Source organism: Geobacillus genomosp. 3, from assembly GCF_000445995.2.
Taxonomy (GTDB): domain Bacteria; phylum Bacillota; class Bacilli; order Bacillales; family Anoxybacillaceae; genus Geobacillus.
In genome coordinates this window covers 2,119,754-2,144,186 of the sequence record NC_022080.4, presented here as the reverse complement: position 1 = coordinate 2,144,186, position 24,433 = coordinate 2,119,754, and the positions used below count along the sequence as shown (strand labels likewise).

The window sequence follows — 24,433 nt, the reverse complement described above, 5'->3', positions numbered from 1 at the left end:
GGAGGCCGCGACAATCGGATAAAGGAAGTGGGAAACGATGGAAAACATCGCTGTATTGGGCGCCGGAAGCTGGGGGACGGCGCTGGCGCTCGTTCTGGCTGACAACGGGCACCGCGTCCGGCTTTGGGGGCAGCGGGCTGAACAGATCGAGGAAATCAACGAACAGCGGACAAATGAAAAGTATTTGCCGGGCGTTCGCCTGCCGGAAGCGATCGACGGCTATCATGATCTTTGCGCTGCGCTTGACGGCGTGTCCGTAGCGGTGCTCGCTGTGCCGACAAAAGCGATCCGCGACGTGCTGCAAAAAGCGCGCGTGTGCTTGGCGGCGCCGATCACCGTGGTCGCCGTCAGCAAAGGAATCGAGCCGGGGACGCATAAGCGCGTGTCGGAAATGGTCGTCGAAGAAATGGGCGAATGGCTCGAGGACGTCGTTGTCCTTTCCGGGCCGAGCCATGCTGAGGAAGTGGTGCTCCGCCACCCGACGACGGTGGCGGTGTCATCGCCGAATATGGAGGCGGCGCGGCGCATTCAAGATTTATTTATGAACCGCCACTATTTCCGCGTGTATACGAATCCTGACTTAGTCGGCGTCGAAGTCGGCGGGGCGCTGAAAAATATTATCGCCTTGGCGGCCGGCATCAGCGACGGGCTCGGCTATGGGGATAATGCGAAAGCGGCGCTCATCACAAGAGGGCTCGCCGAGATTGCCCGCCTCGGCTGCGCGCTTGGTGCCAATCCGCTCACGTTTTCCGGGCTGGCCGGGGTCGGCGATTTGATTGTCACATGCACAAGCGTCCATTCCCGCAACTGGCGGGCCGGCCATATGCTTGGACAAGGGAAAAAACTGGATGATGCACTCGAAAGCATGGGGATGGCTGTCGAAGGGGTGCGGACAACAAAAGCAGCCTACGAGCTGGCGAAAAAACTCGGTGTGAAAATGCCGATTACCGAAGTGCTCTATGAAGTGCTGTTTGCCGGAAAAGATCCGAAGGAAGCGGTCGATTCGCTTATGGCGCGCGGAAAAAAGCAGGAAATGGACGATTTAATGAACATTTTTGCCGAACAATAACGCCGAAAATAGGCGGATGGCGGTACAAGTCGTCCGTGTTTTGCATACAATATGACGAACCATCATCGGCTTGAGCTTCCGGAAGGGTATAAGGTGATGCTGAAGTAAAGAAAGCCCCGCTTTACTTCAGCTTTTTTTATGGCGATGCTATAATAATTGTTGTCGAAAAAAGGAGGAGCGTGTATGTCACCGGCTTTAGCAAAAATGTGGATCGCCATCGCCTCAATGGTGTTTATGTTTATTTCTGTCGGTTTCATTTATTTGAGCCGCTACAAAATCAACATTCGCTGGCTTCGCTTTTTGCTGGCGCTTGTCGCCTACGTCTTGTTGATTCTCGCCGGCATCATCATTATTTTTGTCGTGTTTAGTGGCCCGACACCGCAATAGGCAAAGGATGGAGGAGGTTATGAAACAAATCGCTTATTTGCTGTTGACTTGCTTGTTTCTCGTCCCGCTTTCCGGGTGTTTGTATCCGCAGGAACGGCTGAAACAAAATCAAATCCCTTACAAAGATCAAGTGGCGGCCGTCCAATCGGCGGTCGACGAATACCGGAAGGCGACCGGCGGACTGTTGCCGATTAAAACACGCGATATGAAAACACCAGTTTACTTAAAGTACCCGATTGATTTCCAAAAACTCGTTCCGCGCTACATGCAGGAACCGCCGGGAAACGCCTATGAAAGCGGGGGTGTCTTTCAATATGTGATTATTGATGCGGAAACGAACCCGACGGTCAAGCTCCTTGATTTGCGCTTGGCCGAGCGCATCCGCGATCTGAAGCTGCGGCTGAGGATGTATACGGACGAGCACCGTTATCCGCCATTTCAAGATGTCGCCGCGCCAGGTGTATTTACACTTGATTACAAAAAACTCGGCTACAAAGAGCCGCCGTATGCCGTCAGCCCGTTTTCCGGCAACAATTTGCCGCTTGTCATCGATGGCAGCGGGGAAATTTACATTGATTACCGTTCCGACCTGTACGCTGCCTTAAAAAAGTATCCACACCATTACAAGCCTGGTGATGACATTCGTGCCCTTTTGACAGATCATTCTCTCTTTGTACCGGCGTACTCCCTTCCGTATACCATCGATGCCAAAACGAACGAACCGATTTTTTTCACGAAATGAGTCATCATCCCTTCTCTAGGAAAATACATTCTAGAGAAGGGATTTTTCATCGCTTTTTAGTCATAACCGAATAGGACAACATCATATGCATATAGTGTCCTATCATACTAGTTAATTCAGTTGTTTCTGATAACGACCGAAGGACTGGAGGGGAGTCATTTGGAAAAGGTCGATATTTTTAAAGATATCGCCGAGAGGACCGGCGGCGACATTTATCTAGGGGTTGTCGGCGCTGTCCGTACCGGAAAATCGACGTTTATTAAGCGGTTTATGGAGCTTGTTGTCATTCCGAACATTAAAAACGAAGCCGATAAAGCGCGCGCCCAAGACGAACTGCCGCAAAGCGCTGCCGGTAAAACAATTATGACGACGGAACCGAAATTCGTGCCAAACCAGGCGGTGACGGTGAAAGTCGATGACGGGCTTGAAGTCAACATTCGTCTTGTCGACTGCGTCGGCTATGCTGTGCCTGGCGCGAAAGGGTACGAAGATGAAAACGGCCCGCGGATGATCCATACCCCTTGGTATGAAGAGCCGATTCCGTTCCAAGAGGCGGCGGAAATCGGGACAAGGAAAGTCATCCAAGAACATTCAACGATCGGGGTCGTCATTACGACAGACGGCTCGATCGGGGAAATTCCGCGCCACGATTACGTAGAAGCCGAGGAGCGGGTCATTGGTGAGCTGAAGGAAGTCGGCAAGCCGTTTATTATGGTCGTCAACACTGTTCGGCCGCACCATCCGGAAACGGAAGCGCTCCGCCGCGAGCTTGCTGAAAAGTACGACATTCCGGTGCTCGCCATGAGTGTGGAGAGCATGCGCGAGGCCGATGTGTATAGCGTGCTTCGTGAAGCATTGTATGAATTCCCGGTGCTTGAGGTGAACGTTAACTTGCCGAGCTGGGTGATGGTGCTTCGTGAAGACCATTGGCTGCGTGAAAGTTATCAAGAGGCCGTGCGCGATACGGTGAAAGACATTAAGCGGCTGCGCGACGTCGACCGGGTCGTCCAGCAGTTTGCCGAGTATGACTTTATCGAAAAGGCGCAGCTTGCCGGCATTGAAATGGGGCAAGGGATTGCTGAAATCGACTTGTATGCGCCGGATGAGCTGTACGACCAAATTTTAAAAGAGATCGTCGGCGTCGAGATTCGCGGCAAAGACCATCTGCTTCAGCTTATGCAAGACTTCGCCCATGCAAAAGCGGAGTACGACCAAATTGCTGACGCGTTGAAGATGGTCAAACAAACAGGTTACGGCATTGCCGCGCCGGCGCTGTCCGACATGAGTCTTGACGAGCCGGAGATCATCCGTCAAGGGTCGCGCTTTGGCGTCCGCCTCAAGGCGGTCGCACCATCGATCCATATGATCAAAGTCGACGTCGAATCGGAATTTGCTCCGATTATCGGAACGGAAAAACAGAGCGAGGAGCTCGTCCGCTATTTAATGCAAGATTTTGAAGACGATCCGCTGTCGATTTGGAACTCCGACATTTTCGGCCGCTCGCTCAGCTCGATCGTCCGTGAAGGCATTCAGGCGAAACTCGCGCTCATGCCGGAAAACGCCCGCTACAAGCTGAAAGAAACGCTCGAACGCATCATCAACGAAGGTTCCGGCGGTCTCATCGCCATTATTTTATAGAAAAGCGGAGGCGCCGAGGTCAGCTCCCCAATCGGGGGGCTTTTTTTTGTCCGTTGATCTTTCACGGGAGAAAAAATCGCTGAAACCCTTGAGAAATAAGGATTGGCACTTGATTATGCGCATGGCGTTATGGTAATCTTTTATCTGAAATCGTTGTTTTGGTGAAATATGCCTAAACTTGGCCGTTTTGGCGAAAAAAATGTTGAATTATCGCGGTAAATTGGTTAAGATTAGGCATGTCACCGCATCTTGGCGGAAGGAAGCCAGTTCCTCCGCTTCCTCGGCCCCATGTTGAAGGGTCGGCGTTGAACGGCCAAGGGGGCGCCTCAACCGGCGGCGCAGGCGCATTTCCCGTCAGTCTTTCTGAACGAAAGTAGAATGATTGGCTGCACCGGTGCGGCGCTTGTTCTTTCATGCGCCAACCTTTTCGCCGCCAGAGCTGTTAACGTCTATGTATAGAAAGGCAGAAAAGTGTGCACAAATGGTAGTAAACAAGATGAACTCCCTTGGGAGGAGGTGAATGGCATGAACAAGACGGAATTGATCAACGCGGTAGCTGAAACAAGCGGTCTTTCCAAAAAGGATGCAACAAAAGCCGTTGATGCGGTATTTGATTCGATTACAGAAGCGCTGCGAAAAGGCGATAAAGTACAATTAATCGGCTTTGGGAACTTTGAAGTGCGCGAGCGCGCCGCCCGGAAAGGACGCAACCCGCAAACGGGCGAAGAAATGGAAATTCCGGCAAGCAAAGTTCCTGCATTCAAACCGGGCAAAGCATTAAAAGATGCTGTAAAATAAGCCTACATAGCCAAAGCAGGAGCTCAGGAGGGAAGGGCAGGTGATCACCCGCCCTTCTTTTTTGTTTTTTTTTGCTCCCTATGCTAGAATCGGATTACATGCAGCTTTTATGACGCAGGAGGATGTTGTTTGTATGCCAGAGATCAATTATGAGCAAATTGAATATGCAGTCCGCCTCATCCTAGAAGCGATCGGTGAGAATCCAAACCGCGAAGGGTTGATCGATACGCCGAAACGGGTGGCGAAAATGTATGCCGAAGTGTTCGCCGGGTTGCAGGAAGACCCGAAGCAGCATTTTCAAACGGTATTCAGCGAGGAGCACGAGGAGCTCGTGCTCGTCAAAGATATCCCGTTTTATTCGATGTGCGAACATCATTTAGTGCCGTTTTTCGGTGTTGCCCATGTCGCCTATATTCCGCGGGAAGGAAAAGTGACCGGGTTAAGTAAGCTCGCCCGGGCTGTCGAAGCGGTGGCGCGCCGCCCGCAACTGCAAGAGCGCATCACGGCGACGGTCGCCGATTCGATCGTCGAAGCGCTCGAACCGCACGGGGTCATGGTTGTGGTGGAGGCCGAGCATATGTGTATGACGATGCGCGGCGTAAAAAAACCGGGGGCGAAAACGGTCACAACAGCGGTGCGCGGCGTATTTGAAACGGACGCTAACGCCCGGTCCGAAATCCTTTCGTTAATTAAAGTGTAAGGAGGACAAACGATGTATACGAACACGGATTTTGTCGTCATTAAAGCGCTCGAAGACGGGGTGAACGTCATTGGGCTGACGCGCGGCGCGGATACAAGGTTTCACCATTCAGAAAAGCTCGATAAAGGCGAAGTGTTGATCGCCCAGTTCACGGAGCATACATCGGCGATTAAAGTGCGGGGCAAGGCGTATATTCAAACGCGTCATGGCGCAATCGAATCGGAAGGGAAAAAGTAACCCGGCAAATTTCTAGCAAACTAGAGCGTTTTCGACAAAATTATGTTATAATTAAGTCCGTTATTGCGGTGCGGATATTTTTCGGGGACAAGGGTGATTCGTGTGAATGACATCATGGTGAAATTGGCGTCATTAAAGGAAGAAATCGAACAGCTGCTTGACCATCCGTATTTGCGCGAGCATATGCCGGCGCCGATTGTCGATGAAGACCGGCTGCTGTTGGCGCTGTCGATGCTTGCCGACGCTCCGGCGGCGCCGAACGAGGCGGATCGGTACATCATCGCCATGATGATTGTGCAGATCGCCCTTGATACCCATGACGAGGTGACGGATGGCGGCAATGACTTGCGGACGCGACAGCTTGTCGCCCTCGCCGGCGACTTGTACAGCGGGCTGTATTACGATTTGCTGGCGCGTTCGGGCGATATCGCGCTCATCCGTTCGTTCGCCGAGGCGATCCGCGACATTAACGAACAAAAAGTGCGTCTTTATGAAAAAAAGGCGGAGCGAATCGAGGCGCTGTTTGCGGCGGTCGGCACGATCGAATCAGCGTTGCTTGCAAAATTTGCCGACCGCATGGCGGTGCCGCAATGGGGGCAGTTTGCCTATCATTACTTGCTGCTGCGGCGCCTGCTCCCGGAGCGGGAAGCGTTCGTCCGTACCGGAACATCGGCGTTCTTTGAGCAAATGGCGCATATTGCGTTTCCGCGGGCGAAGGTGAGGACGAACGAGCAGCAGCGGTATTTGCTTCGCCTTTGCAACCGCTATATCGATCATTGCAAGGAAGCGCTGTTCGCGGCGAAATTGTCGCCGAACGGCCTGCTGCAGCTCCGTGTGACCGAGCTTTCCGGCGGATTTTCAGCCATCGCCAAAAAGACGGTGGAAGAAGGGTAGAATGATGCATCAATCAAAGGAAGAGCGAGTCCATCGTGTGTTTGAAAAAATTTCCGCTCATTATGATCGGATGAACTCTGTCATCAGCTTTCGCCGCCATTTAAAATGGCGCGAAGATGTGATGAGGCGGATGAATGTGCAAAAAGGGAAAAAAGCGCTCGATGTGTGCTGCGGGACGGCCGACTGGGCGATCGCTTTAGCCGAAGCGGTCGGACCGGAGGGGGAAGTGTACGGTCTTGATTTCAGCGAAAACATGTTAAAAGTCGGCGAGCAAAAGGTGAAAGAGCGAGGCTTGCGCAACGTGAAGCTCATTCATGGCAACGCCATGCAGCTGCCGTTTCCTGACAATTCGTTCGATTACGTGACAATTGGCTTCGGTTTGCGCAACGTCCCTGATTACATGACGGTGCTGAAAGAAATGCACCGCGTCACGAAGCCGGGCGGCATGACCGTCTGTTTGGAAACGTCGCAGCCGACGCTGTTCGGCTTCCGCGAGTTTTACTATTTTTATTTCCGGTTTATTATGCCGCTGTTCGGCAAGCTGTTGGCGAAAAGCTATGAGGAGTACTCATGGCTGCAAGAGTCGGCGCGTGAATTTCCAGGCCGGGATGAGTTGGCGGACATGTTTCGCGCCGCCGGCTTTGTCGATGTCGAAGTCAAACCGTACACGTTCGGCGTGGCGGCGATGCATTTAGGCTATAAACGATGAGTTAAGGTGAACATCATGAAGTTAAAGGCGATGTATTCGTTTTTAAGCGATGATTTGGCGGCGGTCGAACGAGAGCTCGAGCAGACCGTTCGGTCGGAATACGGGCCGCTTGGGGAGGCGTCGCTGCATTTATTGCAAGCGGGCGGAAAGCGGATCCGTCCCGTTTTTGTCTTGCTGGCCGCCCGTTTTGGCCATTATGATCCCGAGCGGATCAAACATGTAGCGGTAGCGCTCGAACTGATTCATATGGCATCGCTCGTCCATGACGATGTGATCGACGATGCCGACTTGCGCCGCGGTCGGCCGACGATCAAGGCGAAATGGAGCAACCGGTTTGCCATGTATGCGGGCGATTATTTGTTTGCCCGTTCGCTTGAACGAATGGCGAAACTTGACGACCCACGCGCTCACCAAGTGCTCGCGAAAACGATTGTCGAAGTATGCCGCGGAGAAATTGAACAAATTAAGGACAAATACCGGTTTGACCAGCCGCTTCGTACATATTTGCGGCGCATCCGCCGAAAAACGGCGCTGTTAATCGCTGCCAGTTGTCAGCTTGGAGCGCTTGCCGCCGGCGCTCCGGAATCGGTGGCCAAACGGCTGTATTGGTTTGGCCATTACGTCGGCATGTCGTTTCAAATTACGGATGACATCCTCGATTTTACCGGCACGGAAGAGCAGCTTGGCAAGCCGGCGGGAAGCGACTTGCAGCAAGGAAACATCACCCTCCCGGTGCTGTATGCGCTTTGTGATGAACGGATGAAAGCGGTGATCACCGCCGTCGGTCCGGAAACAGGGGCCGATGAAATGGCGGCTGTCATTTCCGCCATTAAGCGGACGGACGCCATTGACCGGTCGTACGCGCTAAGCGACCGCTACCTTGAAAAAGCGCTCCGTCTGCTCGGCGAATTGCCTGCCAATCAAGCGCGCACCCTGTTGCATGATCTTGCCCTCTACATCGGGAAAAGGGAGTATTAACGCTTTCAAGGACATTGTTGCCAATGGCGTGAAACAATGATACTATGGTGAAGGGGAACCCGTTTCCTCGTACATACGACAGTAGGGGTGGAGAGTCAATGACAGAACGGACATTTTTAATGGTAAAGCCAGACGGGGTTCAGCGCAATTTGATCGGCGAAATTGTCTCCCGCTTTGAAAAAAAGGGCTTTCAGCTTGTCGGCGCAAAGCTGATGCAAGTGTCGCGCGATCTGGCTGAACAGCATTACGCCGAACATAAAGAGCGCCCGTTTTTCGGCGAGCTAGTTGATTTTATTACATCGGGGCCGGTGTTTGCGATGGTGTGGGAAGGTGAAAACGTGATCGCCGCCGCCCGGCAAATGATGGGGAAAACGAACCCGCAAGACGCCGCACCAGGCACGATCCGCGGCGACTTCGGCTTGACGGTCGGCAAAAACGTCATTCACGGTTCCGACTCGCCGCAAAGCGCGGAGCGCGAAATCAACTTGTTCTTCAAAGAAGAAGAACTCGTTACGTATACGAAACTGATGAACGAATGGCTATATTAATTGCGAAGACCGGCCACAATCTGGCCGGTTTTTGCCATTTTATAGAGCAAGATGACATGATGAACGGGAGAGGGACAACGGTGATGGATGATTATGCGCAATTTATGGCGAAAGTGAAGCGAAAAACCGGTATCGATCTTTCACTGTACAAAGAGGCGCAAATGAAGCGGCGGCTGGCGTCGCTGTATACAAAAAAGGGGATGAGCAGTTTTGCTGAGCTGTTCGCCGCGATGGAAAAAAATCCGGAGCTATGGCATGAATGTTTAGATCGGATGACCATTAACGTATCCGAATTTTACCGCAATGCCAAACGGTGGGAGGTGCTCGAGCGCATCATTTTGCCGCGGCTGTTGGCGGAAAATCCGCGCCCAAAAGTATGGAGCGCCGCCTGCTCAACCGGCGAGGAGCCGTATACGCTCGCGATGGTGCTTGCGAAACACGTGCCGCTTCACCGTGTGTCGGTGTTGGCGACCGACATTGACGAAAATGCGCTCGCCCGTGCACGCTTCGGACTGTACAGCGAACGGTCGCTCGCCGAGCTGCCGGAGGAGATGAGAAAAAAGTTTTTTACGAAAGACGGGCAGTATTATAAAATAGATGAAAAGATCAAACAAACGGTCACGTTCCAAAAGCATAATTTGCTCGCCGATCCGTTTCCGCAACGATTGGATTTGATCGTTTGCCGCAATGTGCTCATTTATTTCACCGAAGAGGCGAAACGGGGGCTGTACCAAAAATTCCATGATGCGCTTCGGCCGGGCGGCGTGCTGTTTGTCGGCAGCACGGAGCAAATTTTCAATCCCGGTCTCTATGGGTTTGAAGTCGAGGAAACGTTTTTTTACCGGAGAAAATAGCGGGTTTCCCGCCTTTTTTTACAGAAACTATTTTCATTTTTTAAATTTATGATATATTTTTACATAAACGCGTTAAAGAACTGAAGGGAGAGACACACATGCGTTATTTGACGGCAGGGGAGTCGCACGGGCCGCAATTGACGGCTATTTTGGAGGGGGTGCCGGCCGGGCTCGAGCTTCGGGCTGAGCATATTAATAAAGAGCTGGCGCGTCGACAGAAAGGGTATGGGCGCGGCCGGCGCATGCAAATTGAAAAAGATGAGGTCAAAATCGTCGGCGGCGTCCGGCACGGCCAAACGCTCGGCTCGCCGATTGCCCTCGTTGTCGAGAACCGCGATTTTCAACATTGGCAAACGATTATGGCCGTCGGGCCGATTGATGACGAGACGGAAGTAAAGCGGAAAGTGACGCGCCCGCGCCCGGGCCACGCTGATTTAAACGGGGCTTTGAAATACGGGCATCGCGATATGCGCAATGTGCTCGAGCGCTCGTCAGCAAGGGAAACGACGGTGCGCGTAGCCGCCGGAGCGGTGGCGAAACGCATTTTGGAAGAGGTCGGCATCCGCGTCGCCGGACATGTGCTAGAAATCGGCGGGGTGCGCGCCGAGAAGCTTGATTACCGCTCGCTTGATGAATTGCAGGCAGTGACGGAGGAATCACCGGTGCGCTGTTTTGATGCCGAGGCGGGGCAAAAAATGATGGAAGCAATCGATTTGGCGAAGAAAAACGGCGATTCGATCGGCGGCATCGTTGAAGTGATCGTCGAAGGCGTTCCGGCCGGGGTCGGCAGCTACGTCCATTACGACCGGAAGCTCGATGCGAAAATCGCTGCGGCCATCGTCAGCATTAACGCCTTTAAAGGCGTCGAGTTCGGAATCGGATTTGAAGCGGCGCATCGCCCGGGAAGCGAAGTGCACGATGAAATTATTTGGAGCCCGGACCAAGGTTTTTCGCGCCGGACGAATCGGGCGGGCGGCTTTGAAGGCGGGATGACGACCGGGATGCCAATCGTCGTGCGCGGGGTGATGAAGCCGATTCCGACGTTGTACAAGCCGCTTGAGAGCGTCGACATCGACACGAAAGAACCGTTTACGGCGAGCATTGAGCGCTCGGACAGCTGCGCGGTGCCGGCGGCGAGCGTCGTCGCTGAGGCGGTCGTCGCCTGGGAAGTGGCGGCAGCGATCGTCAGTCAGTTCGGGCAAGACCGGATCGACTTGATCAAAGAAAACATTGAGCGCGCCCGCCGCTACGCAAGGGAGTTTTAATGATGATCGAACGGACGATTGAAACGGCAACAAAGCAATATCCGCTCCTTTTAGGCGACGGGGCGGCCCGCGCATTGCCGCGCCTCCTTCGGGCGCTTGCCTGCCCGCCGGGGACGAAACTGTTTATTGTCACCGACGATGCAGTGGCGCCTCTTTATTTGGATGAGGTGCGTGCCATGCTTGCCGCCGCTGATTATGACGTGTACGCCTACATCATTCCAAGCGGCGAGGCGGCGAAGTCGTTTGACAACTATTACGCCTGCCAGACGGCGGCGCTTCAGTGCGGCCTTGACCGCCGCTCGGTCATGATTGCGCTTGGCGGCGGCGTCGTCGGCGATTTAGCCGGCTTTGTCGCGGCCACTTATATGCGCGGCATCCGATACATTCAAATGCCGACGACACTTTTGGCTCATGACAGCGCCGTCGGCGGCAAAGTAGCGATCAACCATCCGCTTGGCAAAAATATGATCGGCGCCTTCCATCAACCGGAAGCGGTTGTGTATGATACGGCTTTTTTGCGCACGCTGCCTGAGCGCGAGCTCCGGTCGGGATTTGCCGAAGTCATCAAGCATGCGCTCATCCGCGACCGCCGCTTTTACGACTGGCTGCGGGCGGAAGTGAAGACGCTCGCCGATTTGCAAGGGGAGAAACTCGCTTACTGCATTGAAAAAGGCATCGACATTAAGGCGTCCGTCGTGCGCGAAGATGAAAAAGAAACCGGGGTGCGCGCCCATTTGAATTTCGGCCATACGCTCGGTCATGCGCTTGAAAGTGAACTCGGCTACGGCACGCTTACGCACGGCGAGGCGGTTGCGATCGGCATGCTGTTTGCCGTGTTTGTCAGCGAACGGCTTTATGGCCGCTCGTTTGCCGAGCACCGCTTCGCCGACTGGTTTGCCGGGTACGGGTTTCCGGTGTCGCTGCCGGCAACGGTGGAAGCCGGCCGGCTGCTTGAGAAAATGAAAGGCGACAAAAAAGCGTACGCCGGGACGGTGCGAATGGTGCTCTTGCGCGAGATCGGCGATGTCGAAGTCGTGGAACTCGAAGACGACAAGCTGCTCGCGTGGTTGGAGAAGTTTGCCGGACAGGGGGGAGGACGATGATTCGCGGCATTCGCGGAGCAATTACGGTTGAGCGAAATGAGGCTGAAGAGATTGTGGCCGCAACGGAAGCGCTCGTGCGCGAAATGATTCAGGCGAACGGGGTCGTCGCCGACGACGTTTCGTTTGTGCTCATTTCCGTTACCGATGACATCACCGCCGCGTTTCCGGCGCAAGCGCTGCGCCGGATTGACGGCTGGACGTACGTGCCGGTCATGTGCACAAGAGAAATTCCGGTGCCCGGCTCATTGCCGCGCTGCATTCGCGTCATGATGACGGTGGCGACAGAGAAAAAGCAAGAGGAGATTTGCCATGTGTACTTAAAGGATGCGGCCGTGCTGCGCCCGGATTTATCGTTGACAAAAAAAACAGAAATGTAATATAGTTAAAATAACTTCTTTGCCCGCCGACGGATGGGGCTGGAAGAAGCAGAGCAAGAGCTGAGAACGAGTGTAGGGTAGATGAGAATGAGCGAGTTTAGCTGAGGTGAGCGTTGGTTTCCATTCGCTGACATCTGCCCAAAGACGGCTGTCTTTGGGCGTTTTCTTTCCCCATTTCCGCCTCATAAACCCTCATTCTCCGCCCATTGATCATGAGGGGAGGAGAAGGGATGTCCATCGATAGGCTGGCCGCTTTTTTAGCGGATGCCAACGAGTTTCGCACCATCCCGATTGTGCGCAAATTTTTAGCCGATGTTATTGAACCGCTTGGAGTATTTGCCAACTTGCATGATGAGGCTGTGTTTTTGCTTGAAAGCAAAGATGACGAGTCGCCGTGGGCGCGCTATTCGTTTATCGGCGTAGCGCCGTTTTTGACGCTTGAGAGCGAGACAGGGGAAACGTTTTTGCTCAAAGACGAAAACGGAAACGAGCAAATGGCGGCGTCGACGTTGAAAGAGGCGTTTCAAGCGGTTGAGCAGACGCTTCGCGTCAAGCCGCTCGCCGAAACGGTGCCGTTTACGGGCGGTGCAGTCGGCTTTTTAGGCTATGACTTTATTTCCGCCATTGAAAAAGTTCCCCGTCATCGTGCTCGCGATCTAGCTGTGAAAGCCGGGTATTTCGTATTTTGTGAGTCGCTGTTCGCTTTTGACCACGAAAAGCGTGAGTTGTCGCTCATCCATTATATCCGGTTGAAGGGTCATGAAACGGTGCATGAGAAAATAGAGATGTACCGCGCTGCCGAGCAACGCCTCGCCGCACTGGCGGCGAAGGCGGTGCGCCCTCGAATCGAGCAGCCGCTGCTGCCGGCAGAGGGGGAAGCCGGGCGGATCGTCTCGTTTGCCGAAGCTGTGTCAAATTATGAAAAAGAACAATTTTTGCAAGACGTAGAAACGGCAAAACAGTATATTGCGGCCGGTGATGTGTTTCAAGTGGTCTTGTCGCAGCGCTTTTGCATGCCGGTTCGCGCGGGCGGCTTTGCCGTCTATCGGCTGCTTCGCCATATTAATCCGTCGCCATACATGTTTTATTTCCGGTTTGATGATATCGAAATTGTCGGCAGTTCTCCGGAAAAGCTCATCCAAGTGCGCAACCGACGTGTTGAAATCGATCCGATCGCCGGAACGAGGCGGCGCGGGCGGTCGCCGGAAGAGGACGAGAAGCTCGCCGATGAGCTGTCCAATGACCCGAAGGAACGGGCCGAGCATTATATGCTCGTCGATTTGGCACGCAATGATATCGGCCGCGTAGCAAAATATGGAACTGTCAAGACGCCGGTCTTAATGGAAATCGGAAAATTTTCCCACGTGATGCATTTAATTTCGAAAGTCGTCGGCGAGCTCAATGATGACGTCCACCCGATCGATGCGCTGCTCGCCGCTTTCCCGGCCGGGACGGTGAGCGGAGCACCGAAAGTGCGGGCAATGCAAATTTTACAAGAGCTTGAGCCGACCGCCCGCGGGTTGTACGCCGGGGCGATCGCGTACATCGGCTTTGACGGCAATATTGATTCGTGCATCGCCATTCGGACGGCGGTTCTCAAAGATGGCTATGTATACGTGCAGGCCGGCGCCGGCATCGTCGCCGACTCCGTCCCGGAACTTGAGTGGAAAGAGACGCGCAATAAAGCAAGCGCCTTAATGAACGCCATTGAACAAGCGGAACGATTATTGGCTAAAGGGGAGAGGATCGTATGTTAAAACGGCTGCTTTCCAAATGTGCAGAAGGGAAAACGTTGACAGAAGAAGAAGCATATGAGGCGATGGCCGCCGTCATGGATGGAGAGGCGACAGACAGCCAAATCGCGAGTTTGTTGTCGATGCTGCGCCTGCGTGGGGAGACAATCGATGAACTGACAGGGTTTGTGCGGGCAATGCGTGACCGGATGATGGCGATTGATGTCGGCAATGATGTGATTGACACGTGTGGCACAGGCGGCGACGGAGCGGCGACGTTCAACGTTTCAACAGCCGCGGCGATCGTTATTTCCTCGCTCGGCGTCAAAGTTGCCAAACACGGCAACCGCGCTGTCTCGTCAAAAAGCGGCAGCGCTGACGTGCTTGAGCGGCTCGGCATTGACATTCAATCGTCGCCGGACGCTGCCAAACAGGCGTTGGAAACGAAAGGGTTAACGTTTTTGTTCGCCCCCTTGTATCATGCAGCCATGAAACATGCCAGCGGGCCGCGAAAAGAAATCGGCTTTCGCACCGTTTTTAACTTGATCGGTCCGCTCGCCAATCCGGCGCGTTGCAAGCGGCAAGTCGTCGGTGTCTATTCGACCCGCTACGCCGAGAAATTGGCGGAAACGATGCGCCGTCTCGGTTCGGAACATGTGCTGTTCGTCACCGGCCGCGACGGGCTTGATGAGTGCAGCATTGCTGCAGAAACCGATGTTGTTGAGTTGAAAGGTGGGGAGATCCGCCGCTTTGTGATCACACCGGAAGAAGTCGGGTTGCCGCGCGGTGAGCTCGCTGATGTGCAAGTGCGTAATCCGGAAGAAAGCGCCGCATTGCTTGAAGCGGTCATGACCGCAACGGCGCCGGCGAGCGCCATGAATATCGTCGCCTTAAACGCCGGCGTCGCCTTGTACGCGGCCGGCAAGGCCGGGACGATCGCCGATGGGGTGGCGATGGCGAAGGACGCCATTTTGTCCAAAACGGCGTACGAACAGCTGCAGCGTCTGCGTGTAAAGGAAGTGATCCACGGTGCTTGAGCAAATTTTAGCAACCAAACGGGAAGAGATGGAAACGTTGACCATGCCTGAACCGTTGCCGGAGCCGAAGCGTCGTCCGTTTGCCGCGGCGCTACGCCGGCCGCGGCGGGCGCTCGGCCTGATCGCTGAAGTGAAAAAAGCGTCGCCGTCAAAAGGTCTCATCCGCGCTGATTTTGATCCGGCGGCCATCGCTAAGGCGTACGAGCGCGCCGGGGCCGATGCGATCAGCGTGTTGACGGATGAACGCTATTTTCAAGGGCACCGCGACTATTTGCGCCTCGTGAAAGAAACCGTAAACATTCCGGTGCTGCGCAAAGATTTCATCATTGACCGCCGGCAAGTGGAAGAAAGCGCCCGGCTTGGGGCGGATGCGATTTTATTGATCGGCGAAGCGCTGCCGACGGAAACGCTCAAAGCGCTCTACGACGAGGCGTACAGCATCGGGCTTGAATGCTTAGTAGAAGTGCATGCGAAAGAGACACTAGAGCGCGTGTTAGATCGGTTTACGCCGGAAGTAGTCGGCATTAACAACCGCGATTTGCACACGTTTATTACAACACTTGAGGCGACAAAAACACTCGCTTCCCTCATTCCGCCGTCGTGCGTCATCGTCAGCGAAAGCGGGATCGGTTCATACAATGATGTGCAGACGGTCCGTTCATATGGGGCACAGGCGATGCTTGTCGGCGAGTCGCTCATGCGCCAAGCCGATGTTGAGCGGGCGGTATACCGGCTGTTCGGAGAGGATGATGGCAATGGTCCGGCTTAAATATTGCGGCAACCGCTCGGCAGATGATGTGCAAATCGCGCTCGCGAGTGGAGCTGATTATCTTGGCTTTATTTTCGCTGAAAGCAAGCGGAACGTTTCGCCTGAGGAGGTGAGGCGCTGGCTGGCGTCAGCGCCGCTTGGCGGCAAACAGCTTGTTGGAGTGTTCGTCAATGCCGCGGCGGAGCAAATCGCTGCTGTGGCCGCTGCCGTGCCGCTTCATATCATCCAATGCCATGGCCGGGAAACGCCAGCGGAGCTGCAAGCGGTCAAAGAGGTGACCGGCCTGCCGGCTTGGAAGGCGATTCATCACGGCAGCGGGGCGCTTGACGCCATGCGGCAATACGCCGGAATTGTTGACGGCTACGTTGTCGACAGTCGCGTCGCCGGCGCGTGGGGAGGGACAGGTGTCTCCTTTGACTGGGAGGCGGTGCCGCGCTATTTGGAAGAGGCGGCGCGCCAAGGCGTGCCGTGCTTTATCGCCGGCGGCATCACGCCGGACAATGTCGAACGGCTGCTCGCCTATCGTCCCACCGGCATCGACATTAGCAGCGGCATTGAAACGGACGGGCGCAAAGACCCGGCCAAGATGAAGCAGATTGAAGCAAAAATCAAACAATGTTCTCAAGAAACAGCATGGGAAGGGCGTTAAAAGGTGTGACGTGCCTCGGCGGCGCAGCGACGCTGCACCGCCAACGGACAAGCACATGCCGCCCTTCCTCCGCCCTGAATGCGCAATATTGCGCAATATTATGTTGATTCTCGGAAAAAGAAGGTGGCTTTGATGATGGAACACGTTCCGAATGAGCGCGGCCGATTTGGTGATTTCGGCGGCAAGTTTGTCCCGGAGACGCTCATGCTTCCGCTTGAGGAAATTGAAACCGAACTGGACAAAGCGCTCGCTGATGAGTCGTTCAGGCAGGAATATATTCATATTTTGCAGCATTACTCCGGACGGCCGACCCCGCTGACGTTTGCGCCGAATTTGACACGGCAGCTCGGCGGCGCGAAAATTTATTTAAAGCGCGAAGATTTAAACCATACCGGCGCCCATAAAATTAACAACGCCATCGGTCAGGCGCTTTTGGCGAAACGGATGGGCAAGAAAAAGCTGATCGCCGAAACCGGCGCCGGTCAGCATGGAGTGGCGGCTGCGACCGTGGCGGCCCATTTCGGCATGGACTGCATCGTCTTTATGGGGGAAGAGGACATTCAGCGGCAAGAGTTGAACGTCTTTCGCATGAAGCTGCTCGGCGCCGAAGTCGTACCGGTGTTAAGCGGCAACCGGACGTTAAAAGATGCGACGAATGAGGCGATTCGCTATTGGGTCGCCCATTGCGACGACCATTTTTACATGATCGGCTCGGTGGTCGGTCCGCATCCGTACCCGAAAATGGTGCGCGAGTTTCAGCGCATCATTGGCGATGAGGCAAAAGAACAGTTTCTCGCCCGCGAAGGGCGTCTGCCGGATGTCGTTGTCGCTTGCGTTGGCGGCGGCAGCAACGCCATCGGCATGTTTTATCCGTTTTTGCAAGATGACGTCCGTCTCGTCGGCGTGGAAGCGGCCGGCAAAGGTGTTGACACCCCGCACCATGCGGCGACGATTACGAAAGGAACAAAAGGCGTCATCCACGGGGCGATGACATACTTGTTGCAGGACGAATACGGGCAAATTGTCGAGCCGTATTCGATCTCGGCCGGCCTCGACTACCCCGGCGTCGGCCCGGAACATGCGTATTTAGCGAGCATCGGCCGCGTTTGCTATGAAAGCGTGACTGATGCGGAAGCGGTCGCTGCGTTTCAGCTGCTGGCGCAAACCGAAGGCATCATTCCGGCCATCGAATCAGCCCATGCCGTGGCGAAAGCCGTCGAGCTCGCCCGAGGGATGTCGCCGGATGAAACGGTGCTCATTTGCCTGTCCGGCCGCGGCGATAAAGACGTGCAAACGATGATGCGCCATCTCGGTGCGAAGGAAGGTGAAGACATTGCAACTGCCCGCTGATCGACCGCTGTTTATCCCGTTTATCGTTGCCGGGGACCCGTCCGCCGACTTGACCGTTGACCTCGCTTTGGCGCTGCAAGACGCCGGCGCTGACGTTTTGGAACTTGGCGTGCCGTATTCCGATCCGCTCGCCGACGGGCCGACGATCCAGCGCGCCGCCGCAAGGGCGCTCGCCGGGAACATGACGCTGCCGAAAGCCATTCGGCTTGTCGCCGAGATGCGAAAAAAAGGGGTAACCATTCCGATTATTCTCTTTACGTATTACAATCCTGTGTTACAATTAGGAGAAGAACCCTTTTTTGCTTTAGCGCGGGAAAATGGCGCCGACGGCGTGCTCATTCCCGATTTGCCGTTTGAGGAGAGCGGCCCGCTCCGGGCGCTTGGCGAGCGGTTCGGCCTTCCGCTTATTTCGCTCGTCGCCCCGACGTCAAAGCAGCGGATCGAGCGGATCGCCTCAGCGGCGCAAGGGTTTTTGTATTGCGTTTCCTCGCTTGGCGTCACCGGCGTACGCGAGACATTGCCGGAATCGCTCGGCGATTTCCTAGAGGAAGTAAAACGGCATAGCCGCGTTCCGGTCGCCGTCGGATTTGGCATTTCGACACCGAAACAAGTGGCCATGCTGAAAGAGGTGTGTGACGGCGTCATCGTCGGCAGCGCGCTCGTCCAAAAAGTGGAACGGCTTGCTGAACGTCTGTTGGCGCCGGAAGAAAAGGAAGCGGCCCTCGCCGAGTTTGCCGCCTATGCCCGTTCGCTCGCCGCGCCGCTTCACGCGCCGTGTTCTTCGCGCTAAAAGTTCCGACTTAAAGGAGTTGGCGATATTCATGCAAGTGAAGGAGCAACTTCGGGGGCTTCCCCCGTACCAGCCGGGAAAATCGATTGAGGAAGTGAAGCGGGAATACGGCCTTTCGGATATTATCAAACTCGCTTCCAATGAAAATCCGTACGGCTCGTCGCCGGCGGCGAAGTCCGCCATCACCGCTGAGCTTGACCGCCTTGCCGTCTACCCGGACGGCTATGCGCGCACGCTGCGCGAAAAGGTGGCGAAGCATCTTAGCGTCAAGGAAACGCAGCTTTTGTTTGGCAACGGCTCGGATGAGGTCGTGCAAATTTTTTGCCGCGCCTTTTTGGAGCCGGGCACGAACACGGTGATGGCGACGCCAACGTTTCCTCAATACCGCCATAACGCGGTCATCGAGCGGGCCGAAGTGCGCGAAGTGCCGCTTGTCGATGGGCGCCATGATTTGGAGGCGATGCTTAACGCCGTCGACGAAAACACGCGCATTGTGTGGATTTGCAACCCGAACAACCCGACAGGCACATATGTAAATGAAGCGGAGCTGCGCGCTTTTTTGGATCGCGTGCCGCCGCACGTGCTGGTTGTCTTGGACGAGGCGTATTACGAATACGCGACTGCGGCCGACTATCCACAAACCGTGCCGCTCTTACACGAATACGAACAGCTTGTCATTATGCGCACGTTCTCGAAGGCGTACGGGCTCGCCGCGCTCCGCGTCGGCTACGGCATCGCCAGCGAGGCGCTCATCCGCGCTGTTGAACCGGCTCGCGAGCCGTTTAACACGTCGACCGTCGCCCAAGCGGCCGCGGCGGCCGCCCTTGATGACCAGGCGTTCATCCGCACCTGCGTCGAACAAAACCATGCCGAGTTGGAGCGGTATTACCGCTTTTGCGCGGAACACGGTCTGAAGTACTATCCGTCGCAAACGAACTTTTTGTTTATCGACTTCGGCATTGACGGCGATGAGGTGTTCCAATATTTGCTCGAGCGGGGCATTATCGTCCGCTCCGGCCGGGCGCTCGGTTTGCCGACCGGCGTGCGCATCACCGTCGGCACGAAAGAGCAAAACGACCGGGTGCTTGAAACGATTTCGCACATGCTTCGCGAAAAACAGCTCGCCTGACCGGTTTGACGGCGGACCGGTCGGGAAGGCCAGCCCGTTGCTTGCGGCAAGCAGCGGGTACATTTTTACATAAAGAAGGTGGGACGGTTGCAAGGAAACGTGTTTGTTGTCGGTCTCGGTTTGATCGGCGGGTCGATTGCGTTAGCCATTAAAAAGGCGCATCCAGAGGCAGTGATCATCGGCTATGACGTCAACAGCCATCAGCTCGGTTTGGCACGCTCACTCAAAGTGATTGATGAAGCCGTCCATTCCGTAGAAGACGGGCTCGAACAGGCCGATTTGATTGTTCTCGCCACCCCGGTCATGCAGACGGAGGCGTTGCTTTTGTCCATGCCGCTTGAGCGGCTAAAACGCGGCGCCATCGTCACCGATGTCGGCAGCACGAAGCAGCGCATCGTTCAAGGCGCCCGCCGCCTTTTGGATCACGGCGTGGCCTTTATCGGCGGCCATCCGATGGCCGGGTCGCATAAAAGCGGTGTAGCCGCGGCGCGCGCGCATTTGTTTGAAAACGCCTTTTACATTTTGACGCCGACGGACAGCGTGCCGCCGCAGCAGATCGGGCGGCTGAAACAATGGCTTTCCGGAACGAAAGCACAGTTTGTCGTCTTAACGCCGGAACAGCATGACCGCATCACCGGGGTGATCAGCCATTTTCCGCACTTGATTGCAGCAAGTCTTGTCCATCAGGCGCGTGAGTATGAAAACGAGAACGCCCTCGTCAGCCGGCTCGCAGCCGGCGGTTTCCGTGATATTACCCGCATCGCGTCAAGCAATCCAGAAATGTGGCGCGACATTTTTATCCATAATAAGTGCGAGCTGCTCGCGCTTTTTGACCGCTGGATCGCTGAAATGGGACGGCTGCGCTCGTTTGTCGAGGAGGAAAACAGCATCGCCATTTATCATTACTTTCTTGAAGCAAAACAATTTCGCGACGGATTGCCGGTGCGGACAAAAGGGGCGATTCCGTCGTTTTACGATTTGTATGTTGACGTACCCGACTACCCGGGCGTCATTTCCGAAGTGACCGGCTATTTGGCCGAGGAAAACATCAGCATTACAAATATTCGCATTATCGAGACGCGCGAGGAAATTTACGGGGTGCTTCGCCTCAGTTTCCAAAGCGAAGAGGATCGGGCGCGGGCGAAAGCGTGCCTCGCCAAGCATACGAACTATGCGACATATGAAGGATAGCAACGAAAAACAGTGGAGGGATGTTGCATGCAGCTGCCAACGAACGTGTCATCGCTCCGGGGGACGCTTGAAGTGCCCGGCGACAAATCGATTTCCCACCGCGCCGTCATGCTTGGGGCGCTCGCTTCCGGCCGGACGGTCATTGATCACTTTCTGCCCGGGGCCGATTGTTTAAGCACGATCGATTGTTTCCGCAAACTTGGCGTCGACATTCGCCAGGACGGGACGCATGTCACGGTTGAAGGGGCGGGGCCCGGTGGGCTTCGCGAGCCAAGTGCAGTGCTTGATGTCGGCAACTCCGGTACAACGGCGCGCCTGCTCCTTGGCATTTTGGCCGGCCAGCCGTTTCACACTTGCCTTGTTGGCGACGAGTCAATTGCCAAACGGCCCATGGCGCGGGTGACGAAGCCGCTTCGTGAGATGGGTGCGCACATTGACGGGCGCGATGGGGGCAATTATACACCGCTTGCGATCCGCGGCGGGGAGCTTCGTCCGCTCCACTACACCTCGCCGGTGGCGAGCGCCCAAGTGAAATCGGCCATTTTGCTCGCCGGCTTGTTTGCCGACGGGGTGACGTCTGTTACTGAACCGCACCGTTCGCGCGACCATACAGAGCGAATGATCCGGCTGTTTGGCGGTGAAGTGAACATCGACGGCTTAACCATCTCGGTGGCCGGCCCGCAGTCTTTATGCGGGACACACATTTACGTTCCCGGTGATATTTCATCGGCCGCTTTTTTCCTTGTAGCCGGCGCCATTGTACCAAACAGCGAAATTACGCTGAAAAATGTCGGCTTAAATCCGACGCGGACCGGTATTATCGATGTGCTCACACAAATGGGGGCTGACATGACGATCGAACATGTCCGCCATGAAGATACGGAACCAGTCGGCGATATCACGATTCGGACATCGGCGCTCCAAGCTGTGGAAATTGGCGGCGACTTGATTCCAAGGCTGATCGATGAAATCCCCATCATGGCCTTATTGGCAACGCAGGCGGAAGGGACAACCGTCATTAAAGATGCCAGTGAATTGAAAGTGAAAGAAACAAACCGGATCGATACCGTTGTCACCGAGCTGAAAAAATTTGGCGCCGATATTGAAGCGACCGATGACGGGATGATCATCCGCGGCAAAACGCCGCTTGTAGCTGATCGGATTGTGGTTGACAGCCACGGGGATCACCGGATCGGCATGATGCTTGCCATCGCCGCCTGCTGTGCGAAAGGAGAAATCCGCCTCGAGCGTCCGGAAGCGGTCGCGGTCTCCTATCCAACCTTTTTTGCTGATCTTCGTTCTTTGCTGTAGCCTCAAACGCCCCCGCCCCAAGCGGGCGGGCGGTCATATTTTGCCTTGTTCCTTCATATGTTGTCAATAAGCGGACCGGCTTCTCCGTTCTTTTTGAAAGCGGATACATTTGCTGAACCCGGCTGAGACGGCGTACGAGCGCGGCGAGCGGTTCGGTTGCTGAAACGGCCATTGTTGATTATGATTAAGTTATCCCGTTGCAGCAATACATAAATAGTCGGGCAGCGTGGGGGCGGCCATGCCGTCCCGCCAGGCAACGGATCTGCCGTTATAAGAGAGGTTGGCGAGCATGACACGTGTTGAACAAATCATTCACCTAGTAGAAAGTGGAAATATTGATCAAGCGTTGGCGCTTGTGCCAAAGGTGAAAAAATACGGAAACGACGAAGAGAAATATGCGCTTGCTGATTGCTTGTATGCATGGGGAATGCCGGAAGAGGCCAAAGAGCTGCTTGAGGAGTTGGCCGTCCGCTACCCGGACGATGGCGATGTCCGCTTGTTTTTGGCGGAAGTGTATACCGAGCTTGAGGCTGAAGAGGAAGCGCTCGCCATTTTGGCTGAGGTCGGCGAAGACGATCCGCAGTTTGTCCGGGCGTGCTTGCTCGCCGCTGATTTATATGAAATGCAAGGGTTGGCGGAAGTGAGCGAGCAAAAGCTCCGTCAAGCGTATAAAAAGGCCCCCGATGAGCCTGTTGTTCAATTCGCCTTGGCTGAATTGTATTTTTCGCTCGGTGAATATGCGAAAAGTGTGCCGTTTTACGAACAAGTGCAAAAAAATGTGCGCGAGATGGCCGGTGTTCTCGTTGCCGAACGGCTTGCCGAGGCGCTCAGCCGCATCGGAGAGTTTGAGGCGGCCCTTCCGCATTATGAGAAGGCGCTTGAGCAAAAAACGGACAGCCGGACGCTGTTCGCTTACGGGTTCACCGCTTTGCAGGCCGGTTATGTGCAAACGGCCATCGACAAGCTCAGCGCCTTAAAAGAACTTGATCCGGACTACACCCCTCTTTACTTATATTTGGCGAAGGCATATGAACAGGAAGGGCAGCTTCGAAAGAGCTATGAAACAGCGCACGAAGGAATCCGCATTGATGAATGGAACAAAGAGCTTCGCCTTTACGCCGGTAAGCTTGCGCTGAAACTCAACAAACCGGCCGAAGCGGAAAAACAGCTGAAAAAGGCGCTTGAAATCGATGGCGGCTATGTTGAAGCGCTGACGGCGTTATCGGCGCTTTGGCTTCATGAGCAGCGCTATGAGGAGGTCGTGTCGCTCCTCGAGCGGGCGATGGCCGACGGCGAGTACGATCCGCAGTTTGAGTGGGATTTAGGGCGCGCCAAACACCGGTTGGAGATGTATGACGATGCATTAAACCATTACGCTGAGGCATATAATTTCTTTAAGTATAACGTCGATTTTCTCGAAGAGTACGGATATTTTCTCATCGAGGAAGGAAATCGGGCCGGAGCGAGAGAAATATTTCAACAAATCGTTGCTCTCGACCCGGGCCATGCGGAAGCGGCCGAGATGTTGCTTGGGCTCGAGGAGTAGGGGAGAAGCGGTGATCGAACCTCTTTCTTGGAAACCGATAGAGGGGGAAGCGCATAATGACGTACGTATCCGTCAATGAAAAAAAAGAGTTTATCCGTTGGTTTTTAAGCCACTACCAGCTGAAGCGGCGCGAATGCGTCTGGATTTTAAACTATTTAATGAGCCATGATCAGTTGATGCAAAAGGTGCATTTTGTCGAGAACGCCCAATATTGCCCGCGCGGCATTGTGATGTCGACCCATTGTGTCGATGATGTGCCGTTTCGTTTTTACAAAGGAAATGTGATGACAACCGATGCGGAGAAATCATTCCATGATATCCGTTTGAACCGTGACGAAGACATTTACATCCAGCTTAATTTTCGCGCTTCTTTTCATTCGCCGCAATATGTCGCTGTGCTTGAGGAAAATCCGTACGCGCCAAAACAAGCGCAGGTGAGCGAAAACGATCAACGCCTCGCCGAGCAATTTTTGGAACGGTCCATTTATGAGTTTCGGCGCGCACGGCTGATGAAACTGATCGATGAGGCGCTCGACCGCCATGATGAAGAGGCGTTCCGCCGGCTGACCGATGAGCTGAACAAATTGTAACACCTTGCCGCAGGCAAGGTTTTTCTTTTGCCGAAAAAT

26 protein-coding genes are annotated in these 24,433 nt (G+C 54.8%); all 26 read left to right on the top strand.

What is annotated here, in order from left to right; genetic code table 11:
• Positions 1-37 precede the first annotated feature (37 nt).
• Positions 38-1,069, top strand: a complete 1,032-nt coding sequence (locus tag M493_RS10590) for an NAD(P)H-dependent glycerol-3-phosphate dehydrogenase (protein ID WP_020960332.1) — start codon at positions 38-40, stop codon at positions 1,067-1,069.
• Between the two features lie 183 nt (positions 1,070-1,252).
• Positions 1,253-1,456: a DUF2768 domain-containing protein gene (locus M493_RS10585; protein WP_020960331.1), complete on the top strand. Its 204-nt coding sequence runs from the start codon at positions 1,253-1,255 to the stop codon at positions 1,454-1,456.
• A gap of 19 nt (positions 1,457-1,475) precedes the next feature.
• The gene (locus tag M493_RS10580) at positions 1,476-2,198 is read left to right on the top strand and encodes a hypothetical protein (protein WP_020960330.1); all 723 of its coding nucleotides are present in this window, start codon (positions 1,476-1,478) and stop codon (positions 2,196-2,198) included.
• A gap of 159 nt (positions 2,199-2,357) precedes the next feature.
• On the top strand, positions 2,358-3,836 hold the full coding sequence (gene spoIVA / locus M493_RS10575) for a stage IV sporulation protein A (RefSeq protein ID WP_020960329.1): 1,479 nt from the start codon (positions 2,358-2,360) through the stop codon (positions 3,834-3,836).
• 525 nt (positions 3,837-4,361) lie between these two features.
• Positions 4,362-4,634 (top strand): HU family DNA-binding protein, encoded by a 273-nt coding sequence (locus M493_RS10570; protein WP_008879623.1) that lies wholly within the window; start codon positions 4,362-4,364, stop codon positions 4,632-4,634.
• 133 nt (positions 4,635-4,767) lie between these two features.
• Positions 4,768-5,334 carry a GTP cyclohydrolase I FolE gene (gene folE, locus M493_RS10565; protein WP_020960328.1) on the top strand — a complete coding sequence of 189 codons (567 nt, stop codon included), beginning with the start codon at positions 4,768-4,770 and terminating at the stop codon, positions 5,332-5,334.
• 12 nt (positions 5,335-5,346) lie between these two features.
• Complete coding sequence (gene mtrB, locus M493_RS10560; RefSeq protein ID WP_020960327.1) at positions 5,347-5,571, top strand: trp RNA-binding attenuation protein MtrB; 225 nt, start codon at positions 5,347-5,349, stop codon at positions 5,569-5,571.
• Between the two features lie 114 nt (positions 5,572-5,685).
• Positions 5,686-6,465: a heptaprenyl diphosphate synthase component 1 gene (locus M493_RS10555; protein ID WP_051391594.1), complete on the top strand. Its 780-nt coding sequence runs from the start codon at positions 5,686-5,688 to the stop codon at positions 6,463-6,465.
• Positions 6,466-6,469: 4 nt separating this feature from the next.
• Positions 6,470-7,174 carry a demethylmenaquinone methyltransferase gene (gene menG, locus M493_RS10550; protein WP_020960325.1) on the top strand — a complete coding sequence of 235 codons (705 nt, stop codon included), beginning with the start codon at positions 6,470-6,472 and terminating at the stop codon, positions 7,172-7,174.
• A 15-nt stretch (positions 7,175-7,189) separates the two neighbouring features.
• Positions 7,190-8,152 (top strand): heptaprenyl diphosphate synthase component II, encoded by a 963-nt coding sequence (hepT, locus tag M493_RS10545; RefSeq protein ID WP_020960324.1) that lies wholly within the window; start codon positions 7,190-7,192, stop codon positions 8,150-8,152.
• Positions 8,153-8,250: 98 nt separating this feature from the next.
• Positions 8,251-8,700, top strand: coding sequence for a nucleoside-diphosphate kinase (gene ndk, locus M493_RS10540; RefSeq protein WP_020960323.1), 450 nt, complete (start codon positions 8,251-8,253; stop codon positions 8,698-8,700).
• An 83-nt stretch (positions 8,701-8,783) separates the two neighbouring features.
• Entirely contained in the window at positions 8,784-9,554 is a 771-nt protein-coding gene (locus tag M493_RS10535; RefSeq protein ID WP_020960322.1) for a CheR family methyltransferase, read from the top strand.
• A gap of 98 nt (positions 9,555-9,652) precedes the next feature.
• Positions 9,653-10,819: a chorismate synthase gene (gene aroC / locus M493_RS10530; protein ID WP_020960321.1), complete on the top strand. Its 1,167-nt coding sequence runs from the start codon at positions 9,653-9,655 to the stop codon at positions 10,817-10,819.
• A gap of 2 nt (positions 10,820-10,821) precedes the next feature.
• A complete protein-coding gene (gene aroB / locus M493_RS10525; RefSeq protein WP_041267771.1) occupies positions 10,822-11,922 on the top strand; it encodes a 3-dehydroquinate synthase in 1,101 nt (366 codons plus the stop codon).
• Positions 11,919-12,299: a chorismate mutase gene (gene aroH, locus M493_RS10520; protein WP_020960319.1), complete on the top strand. Its 381-nt coding sequence runs from the start codon at positions 11,919-11,921 to the stop codon at positions 12,297-12,299. The genes aroB and aroH overlap by 4 nt, the downstream gene beginning before the upstream one ends.
• Positions 12,300-12,529: 230 nt before the next feature.
• Positions 12,530-14,056 (top strand): anthranilate synthase component I, encoded by a 1,527-nt coding sequence (trpE, locus tag M493_RS10515; protein WP_020960318.1) that lies wholly within the window; start codon positions 12,530-12,532, stop codon positions 14,054-14,056.
• Positions 14,050-15,069, top strand: a complete 1,020-nt coding sequence (gene trpD / locus M493_RS10510) for an anthranilate phosphoribosyltransferase (RefSeq protein ID WP_020960317.1) — start codon at positions 14,050-14,052, stop codon at positions 15,067-15,069. The genes trpE and trpD overlap by 7 nt, the downstream gene beginning before the upstream one ends.
• The gene (gene trpC, locus M493_RS10505) at positions 15,062-15,838 is read left to right on the top strand and encodes an indole-3-glycerol phosphate synthase TrpC (RefSeq protein ID WP_020960316.1); all 777 of its coding nucleotides are present in this window, start codon (positions 15,062-15,064) and stop codon (positions 15,836-15,838) included. The genes trpD and trpC overlap by 8 nt, the downstream gene beginning before the upstream one ends.
• Positions 15,825-16,487: a phosphoribosylanthranilate isomerase gene (locus M493_RS10500; protein ID WP_020960315.1), complete on the top strand. Its 663-nt coding sequence runs from the start codon at positions 15,825-15,827 to the stop codon at positions 16,485-16,487. Before trpC ends, M493_RS10500 begins: the two co-directional genes overlap by 14 nt.
• Positions 16,488-16,622: 135 nt before the next feature.
• On the top strand, positions 16,623-17,837 hold the full coding sequence (gene trpB / locus M493_RS10495; RefSeq protein WP_020960314.1) for a tryptophan synthase subunit beta: 1,215 nt from the start codon (positions 16,623-16,625) through the stop codon (positions 17,835-17,837).
• Positions 17,812-18,627, top strand: coding sequence for a tryptophan synthase subunit alpha (gene trpA, locus M493_RS10490; RefSeq protein WP_200865265.1), 816 nt, complete (start codon positions 17,812-17,814; stop codon positions 18,625-18,627). Before trpB ends, trpA begins: the two co-directional genes overlap by 26 nt.
• A 31-nt stretch (positions 18,628-18,658) precedes the next feature.
• Positions 18,659-19,756: a histidinol-phosphate transaminase gene (gene hisC, locus M493_RS10485; protein ID WP_020960312.1), complete on the top strand. Its 1,098-nt coding sequence runs from the start codon at positions 18,659-18,661 to the stop codon at positions 19,754-19,756.
• An 87-nt stretch (positions 19,757-19,843) separates the two neighbouring features.
• Positions 19,844-20,947, top strand: a complete 1,104-nt coding sequence (locus tag M493_RS10480; protein ID WP_020960311.1) for a prephenate dehydrogenase — start codon at positions 19,844-19,846, stop codon at positions 20,945-20,947.
• A gap of 27 nt (positions 20,948-20,974) precedes the next feature.
• On the top strand, positions 20,975-22,258 hold the full coding sequence (gene aroA / locus M493_RS10475) for a 3-phosphoshikimate 1-carboxyvinyltransferase (RefSeq protein ID WP_020960310.1): 1,284 nt from the start codon (positions 20,975-20,977) through the stop codon (positions 22,256-22,258).
• Positions 22,259-22,547: 289 nt separating this feature from the next.
• The gene (locus tag M493_RS10470; protein ID WP_020960309.1) at positions 22,548-23,804 is read left to right on the top strand and encodes a tetratricopeptide repeat protein; all 1,257 of its coding nucleotides are present in this window, start codon (positions 22,548-22,550) and stop codon (positions 23,802-23,804) included.
• A 56-nt stretch (positions 23,805-23,860) separates the two neighbouring features.
• On the top strand, positions 23,861-24,394 hold the full coding sequence (locus tag M493_RS10465) for a ReoY family proteolytic degradation factor (protein WP_020960308.1): 534 nt from the start codon (positions 23,861-23,863) through the stop codon (positions 24,392-24,394).
• Positions 24,395-24,433: the final 39 nt, after the last annotated feature.